Here is a 6,311-nt window from a genome sequence, read left to right on the forward strand (position 1 = left end):
GTCCACTGGTGGAACCATCATCGCATTCACGGTAGTCTCGATTACCAAACACCTATGGTTAAGCGAGTTATCGCTTAACAAAAACACTTTATAAAAATTGTACAGAAAAGGGGTGCCTTTTCAGAGTCTACCCTAGCAATACCTAAAGGAGCACACATGACAACCTCTTACACCATTCACAACACCTTTGCGGATTGTAGCGTGAAAGAGCTTCTAGAGAAGCACTTACTCATTCCTCGAAAAATTAGGCATTTCCTACGGACAAAAAAGCATCTCTTGGTCAATGGCAGAGCTGTCAACTGGCAGAGCTCAGTCCATCTCGGAGATGTCATCAATCTAACCTTTGATGAGGAAGACTACCCTCAAAAAACACTGCCTGCTGGCAATGCTGACCTCATTGACTGCCTCTACGAAGATGACCACCTCATCATTGTTAACAAGCCAGAAGGGCTCAAGACCCATGGCAATGAGCCCACAGAAATCGCCCTGCTCAATCATGTCTCCACCTATGCTGGCTGCGTCTGCTATATCGTCCATCGATTAGACATGGAAACGAGCGGTGCTGTGCTATTTGCCAAAAATCCCTTTATCCTCCCTCTGCTGAACCGCCTCCTGGAGCAAAAACGTATCAAGCGCCAGTACCTCGCTCTGGTTGATGGTATTCTGCCCAAGACTAGGACGATTAGCGATAAAATCGGTCGTCATCGGCATGATCGGCGAAGACGCGTCGTTGATCATCGACACGGACAAGTAGCCCTCACTCGAGTAAGCCCAGTTCAGTTTGACGGGCAGCGAACGCTCGTTAGTTGTCAGCTCGAAACAGGACGCACCCACCAAATCCGTGTCCACCTGTCACACCAGGGACTGCCCTTATTAGGCGATCCGCTTTATCATCCCAAACCTAAAGGCAGGCTCATGCTTCATGCCCATCAACTCAACTTCACCCATCCCCTCACACGTCAAGAGATTGCCGTCACTTGTTCGTCTGAAACCTTTGAGCAAGCCCTCAAAACTCCCTAGCAATTTATTGATAGGGAGTTCATTTTATTTTGGAGTTGATAGGGCAAAAAGTGGTGATAACGGACGCTTTTCATGGATGCGGATAATCGCTTCAGCAATCAAATCTGCGATTGAAATCTGTTCAATCTTATCAATGACACGATTTTCTGGAAGGAAGATGGTGTCTAACACCACCAGTTTTTCAATAGCAGAGCGCTCAATATTATCCAAGGCAGGTCCTGATAAGACAGGGTGCGTACAGCTGGCATAAACCGAAACAGCTCCCGCATCACGCAGAGCATCTGCAGCGTGACAGATTGTCCCTGCTGTGTCGATCATGTCATCAATTAAAATACATGTTTTCCCAGCGACACTACCGATGATATTCATCACTTCACTTGTATTCATCTTGTCAACGCTACGGCGCTTGTCAATAATTGCCAGTGGAGTTTGTAAAAACTGGGCCAATTTTCTCGCCCGAGGCACGCCACCGTGATCTGGGCTGACCACCACATAGTCTTCTCCAGTCATCCCACGTCGAATGAAGTAGTCAGCAATCAGTGGCGCTCCCATCAAATGGTCAACAGGAATATCGAAAAATCCTTGAATCTGAGACGCGTGCAAATCAACCGTCAACAAACGGTCAACACCAGCAATTTCAAGCATGTTGGCAACTAATTTGGAGGTAATTGGTTCACGTGAACGTGCCTTTCTATCCTGACGAGCATATCCATAGTAAGGCATGACAACATTTACAGTCTCTGCACTCGCACGTTTCAAGGCATCTACCATAATCAAGATTTCCATCAGGTTATCATTGACTGGTGAACTAGTGGATTGTAAGATAAAGACATGATGACCACGAATCGATTCTTCGATATTGACTTGAGTTTCACCATCTGAAAACTGACGAACAGATGACTTCCCAAGCGGGATACCGATAATATCAGCTACTTTTTCAGCTAACTCTTGGTTAGACGATAAGGCAAAGAGCTTCAAATTTGAATACGACATAGAACCCTCCAAAAATTTTCGTTACCTCTATTGTAACCCTTTTTAGCGGAATTTTCAATAAGAAAAGGAAATAAGATATTGACTTAAAGAGCCATTGCCAAATAACAACCCGAATCTATTTATCAAGTTGTCTCAAATATTTAATAATCTAGTCTTGCTAGCTGAGCCTTTTAATATAAAAAACAGGACTTTTCCAAGTCCTGATAATGCACTCTAATTTGGATAGATGTAAGATACAACCCCTTCGCTAGTGGTTGTTGGGTTAAACCAACCACGGTGGTTATCAATGTAGCGTTTGCCCATCATGTTAGATTCTTGGACTTGGATCTTCGTATCGCTTTCAACAGCAACAACGTAAGCAACGTGACCATAACCATGATAGCCACCTGTCCACACTGCAACAGCGCCTACAGCCGGTGTCGTACCAACACGGAAGCCAGCAGCACGGGCACTCGCTGCCCAGTCACCACCATTACCCCAATAGTTTCCAACCCATGGAGCCAATTGTTTGACACCCCATGTACACTCACCAACAGGATAGGTGCTGTAATCATAAGATACTGTTGTCGTAGCGGCAGTCGTGTAAGTTTGTTGAGTTGCTGGGGCAGCTGCTTGTGCTGGTGCTACTAACGTCTGCACAGCAGGGGCAGCTGACTCCTGCACTGGAGTTGCAACCGCTGCACGAGAAGCTGCAATAGACTGCACCTGAGCCTCAGCTTGAGCCTTGGCCTCCGCTTCTGCACGAGCTTTTTCCTCAGCTGCTACACGAGCTTTTTCCTCAGCTGCACTCTTTGCAGACAAGAGACTAGCTTTTTCCTCTTCAGCAGTTGTCAGAGAAGCTTGTAAATTAATTTGAGCAACTTCTAACTCTGCCTTTTGAACATTTAAAGCATAGGTGTTCTCAGACAAGGTCACAAGGTTTGCCTCAACAGTGTTAATAGCTTCTTGGTTAGCCTTTTGTTTTTCTTCGATATTGGTTTTATCCGATTGTTGTTGCTTCAACAATTTTTCATTAGCTGAAATAACCTTACGAATCGCCATGATTCGGCTAACCATTTCTGATAACGAGTCAGCTTCTAAAACTGTATTGATATACGTTGATGCTTGTTGATTTTTCTGTGCACTACGTGCTTGCTTTTTCAACTGACCATTTCGTGCCACAATTTTTTGTGACAAGCTATCAATCTCTGCAATCAATTCTTTTGACTCAGCTTGTAACTCTTCGTTTGTTTTAGTGAGCTCATCTTGCTGCGCTTCTAAATCAGCAACTTGTTTTTCTAAACTGGAAACTTGACTTTGAGCTTGTGCTTGTTCTGCTGATAGATTAGCGATGGTCGCATCGGTCTGCGCAATCTTCTTGTCAAAATCTTCAGCAAAAACAGACAGTGGTGCAACTGTATTCAAGAATAATCCACTAACCAATGCTGCTGAAATAATTTTATTTTTCATAGAATAGATACTCCTTCTAGTTTAAGACATTACCTATTTTAACAAAAAAAAGGGCTGAGTATGTTACACCTATATTACAGTTCGGTTGATATTTGACGAAAATCAACACCCCTAAATAAAACCGGTTCTAGGTAACGAAAGAAGAAAAATAAGGTCATCCCATTAAACAGTATCGTCCCAGGCATTTGACGATTAAAGAACTCTGAAAATGTCACCGTTGTTAACTGGTAAAAATAGCCCAGCCAGTAGAGGCCTACTGGAAATAACACCTGTAAGAGAACTAAGGCAAAAGCACGATCCCATTTCCCCTTTAGCCAGTAACGCCTAGTGATTGATAAAATAAAATAAACCAATGGAAATAGTACGGTCGCAAGCCCAATGGTCAGTAAATAATGCTGATCGTAAAATAACCCCAGCAAGACTAGGCTAAGATAACTGAAAAGATCCCGCCATAGGATACTGATATAGAAAATACTAATCAAGAGAAACTGACTCGTTACCAGCCAGCGGAAGTCAGTCCAGCCAGATAGGAAAAAGGAAATCTGCCCATCCAAGAAAAAAGTCACCAGCATAATTAACCAGAGGAGAACACGTTTCTTAATCATTTCCACCCTCCCCTATTAGTGTCACAGAAGTCAAGCTGGTATTATTGACAGCAGGCGTCACATAAGCCATCAGAGCTTGGTCTTCTGTCCGAGCAATTTCCTTAACCTGCCCAATGGTGATTCCCTCTAGCCCGGTGCCATCAAGCCCACTAGTCAAAACTTTATCACCAACCTTAATCGGCAGTTGCTGATTAAACTGACTTAGCTTAAGGGCCTCTTTTTCAGTATCATAGCCGAGCACCATGCCGTACAAGGTTCCTGATGCTGTTTCTATTCTTGCGCCAATTGCCGTTTGACGAGCCGTATTAGTCAGTAACTCAACCTGAGATGTCGTGTCATTCAGCTGGCTAATGGTTCCAACAAGACCCTTATCTGTCACTGCAAGCATGTGTGATGTTACCTGATCTTTCGCCCCTTTATCCAGTGTAACCATTTCTAGCCAAGATAAGGTCGAGCGATAAATCACACGAGCAGAGAGAAGTTGCTGTGCTGAAATTTCTTTCTTGATTGACAATGCCTCACGGAGTGTCGCATTATCATTTTCCAAACGCTCAATGATACGATCTTGATTTTCTAAGGTTGATAAACGTTGTTTCAGCGATTTATTTTCATTATAGGCTTGAAACAAGTCCGTAACTTCCTGCCCAAAATCAGTAGCCAAGTCTACAGGTAATCTCATGAAGCTGGTGAACTGAGCTAGAACAGCTGCTGGAAAATTAGCCAGCTGCTTTGTTGCTTCTCGATTACCCGAGACAAAAAAAAGCAATGATACCAGTAACAAAGCACTTGTCATTGCAAAAATAATCCATTTAGAAAAACGTCGTTTCTTCATCTTAGCACCCTCACTTAACAAAAAACGAGATAACTATCTACCTCGTTTACTTACGGAGAATGAGGGATTCGAACCCTCGCGCCAGTTACCCGACCTAACGATTTAGCAAACCGTCCTCTTCAGCCTCTTGAGTAATTCTCCAAGACATTATATCAGCACTAAGCTATTTTAACTATGGCGCGAGACGGAATCGAACCGCCGACACATGGAGCTTCAATCCATTGCTCTACCAACTGAGCTACCGAGCCTTATTGCGGGAGCAGGATTTGAACCTACGACCTTCGGGTTATGAGCCCGACGAGCTACCGAGCTGCTCCATCCCGCGTTAATAATAATTTTCAAATAATAGCTGAGCAATAAACTCAACTACTATCTTAAGGAGGATGTGGGATTCGAACCCACGCACGCTTTTACACGCCTGACGGTTTTCAAGACCGTTCCCTTCAGCCGGACTTGGGTAATCCTCCGCTAAATGGACCTTGTAGGACTCGAACCTACGACCGCTCGGTTATGAGCCGAGTGCTCTAACCAGTTGAGCTAAAGGTCCAAAGTCATCCACAATATGAAAATAGCGGCGAAGGGGATCGAACCCCCGACCTCTCGGGTATGAACCGAACGCTCTAGCCAGCTGAGCTACACCGCCACATATCGGGAAGACAGGATTCGAACCTGCGACATCTTGGTCCCAAACCAAGCACTCTACCAAGCTGAGCTACTTCCCGAAAATGCACCCTAGAGGAGTCGAACCTCTAACCGCCTGATTCGTAGTCAGGTACTCTATCCAATTGAGCTAAGGGTGCTTATTAAATTATGCTGAGGACCGGAATCGAACCGGTACGGGGTTGCCCCCGCAGGATTTTAAGTCCTGTGCGTCTGCCAGTTCCGCCACCCCAGCCTCATACAAAGAAAGCGAACGACGGGATTCGAACCCGCGACCCCCACCTTGGCAAGGTGGTGTNGGGACTTGAACCCCCACGCCCGAAAGCGCCAGATCCTAAATCTGGTGCGTCTGCCAATTCCGCCAAACCCGCATTCATGACTCGTGCTGGGCTCGAACCAGCGACCCATTGATTAAAAGTCAATTGCTCTACCAACTGAGCTAACGAGTCTAACCTATTTTATTCTATCCAAGATAATAAGTAGAAAGACTGCTGTCTTTCATTATCTGGTTACTTGAAACATCACGGTGTGATGTTTCAACGGTCCCGACGGGAATCGAACCCGCGATCTTCGCCGTGACAGGGCGACGTGATAACCGCTACACTACGGGACCTATTAAGTTTCCTTAATAATGGGAGTTAACGGGATCGAACCGCTGACCCTCTGCTTGTAAGGCAGATGCTCTCCCAGCTGAGCTAAACTCCCCAACGAGGATTTCTCCTCAGTATCTGCTAAGCAACTACCATATCTCA

General features: G+C 45.0%; 5 protein-coding genes and 12 tRNA genes. 1 reads left to right on the forward strand and 16 read right to left on the reverse strand.

Features of this window, described 5'->3' with window-relative positions; all coding sequences use genetic code 11:
- Window positions 1–156: 156 nt before the first annotated feature.
- Window positions 157–1,020, forward strand: coding sequence for an RluA family pseudouridine synthase (locus ACERC7_RS10315; RefSeq protein ID WP_373659667.1), 864 nt, complete (start codon window positions 157–159; stop codon window positions 1,018–1,020).
- A 24-nt stretch (window positions 1,021–1,044) separates the two neighbouring features.
- Here the strand turns inward: ACERC7_RS10315 and ACERC7_RS10320 are convergent, their stop codons facing one another.
- The 16 genes from ACERC7_RS10320 to ACERC7_RS10395 all read right to left on the reverse strand — a co-directional run bounded on the left by ACERC7_RS10320 (window position 1,045) and on the right by ACERC7_RS10395 (window position 6,264).
- Complete coding sequence (locus tag ACERC7_RS10320) at window positions 1,045–2,013, reverse strand: ribose-phosphate diphosphokinase (RefSeq protein ID WP_018368518.1); 969 nt, start codon at window positions 2,011–2,013, stop codon at window positions 1,045–1,047.
- 213 nt (window positions 2,014–2,226) lie between these two features.
- On the reverse strand, window positions 2,227–3,462 hold the full coding sequence (gene pcsB / locus ACERC7_RS10325) for a peptidoglycan hydrolase PcsB (protein ID WP_373666880.1): 1,236 nt from the start codon (window positions 3,460–3,462) through the stop codon (window positions 2,227–2,229).
- Between the two features lie 74 nt (window positions 3,463–3,536).
- Window positions 3,537–4,067, reverse strand: coding sequence for a rod shape-determining protein MreD (mreD, locus tag ACERC7_RS10330; protein ID WP_373666881.1), 531 nt, complete (start codon window positions 4,065–4,067; stop codon window positions 3,537–3,539).
- Entirely contained in the window at window positions 4,060–4,899 is an 840-nt protein-coding gene (gene mreC / locus ACERC7_RS10335) for a rod shape-determining protein MreC (RefSeq protein ID WP_373659670.1), read from the reverse strand. Before mreC ends, mreD begins: the two co-directional genes overlap by 8 nt.
- Before the next feature lie 53 nt (window positions 4,900–4,952).
- Window positions 4,953–5,040: transfer RNA gene (locus tag ACERC7_RS10340), tRNA-Ser, on the reverse strand.
- Window positions 5,041–5,074: 34 nt separating this feature from the next.
- Window positions 5,075–5,147: transfer RNA gene (locus ACERC7_RS10345), tRNA-Phe, on the reverse strand.
- 3 nt (window positions 5,148–5,150) lie between these two features.
- Window positions 5,151–5,224 (reverse strand) — tRNA-Met (locus ACERC7_RS10350).
- Between the two features lie 52 nt (window positions 5,225–5,276).
- Window positions 5,277–5,366 (reverse strand) — tRNA-Ser (locus tag ACERC7_RS10355).
- A gap of 6 nt (window positions 5,367–5,372) precedes the next feature.
- Window positions 5,373–5,446, reverse strand: a tRNA-Ile gene (locus ACERC7_RS10360).
- Between the two features lie 22 nt (window positions 5,447–5,468).
- Window positions 5,469–5,542 (reverse strand) — tRNA-Met (locus tag ACERC7_RS10365).
- Window positions 5,543–5,547: 5 nt separating this feature from the next.
- Window positions 5,548–5,621: transfer RNA gene (locus tag ACERC7_RS10370), tRNA-Pro, on the reverse strand.
- 4 nt (window positions 5,622–5,625) lie between these two features.
- A tRNA-Arg gene (locus ACERC7_RS10375) sits at window positions 5,626–5,699 on the reverse strand.
- Between the two features lie 11 nt (window positions 5,700–5,710).
- Window positions 5,711–5,794: transfer RNA gene (locus tag ACERC7_RS10380), tRNA-Leu, on the reverse strand.
- Window positions 5,795–5,935: 141 nt separating this feature from the next.
- Window positions 5,936–6,008, reverse strand: a tRNA-Lys gene (locus ACERC7_RS10385).
- 91 nt (window positions 6,009–6,099) lie between these two features.
- Window positions 6,100–6,172: transfer RNA gene (locus ACERC7_RS10390), tRNA-Asp, on the reverse strand.
- Between the two features lie 19 nt (window positions 6,173–6,191).
- Window positions 6,192–6,264 (reverse strand) — tRNA-Val (locus ACERC7_RS10395).
- Between the last annotated feature and the right edge of the window lie 47 nt (window positions 6,265–6,311).

The sequence above is a fragment of the Streptococcus sp. E17BB genome (assembly GCF_041807725.1).
GTDB classification, from domain to species: Bacteria; Bacillota; Bacilli; order Lactobacillales; family Streptococcaceae; genus Streptococcus; species Streptococcus entericus.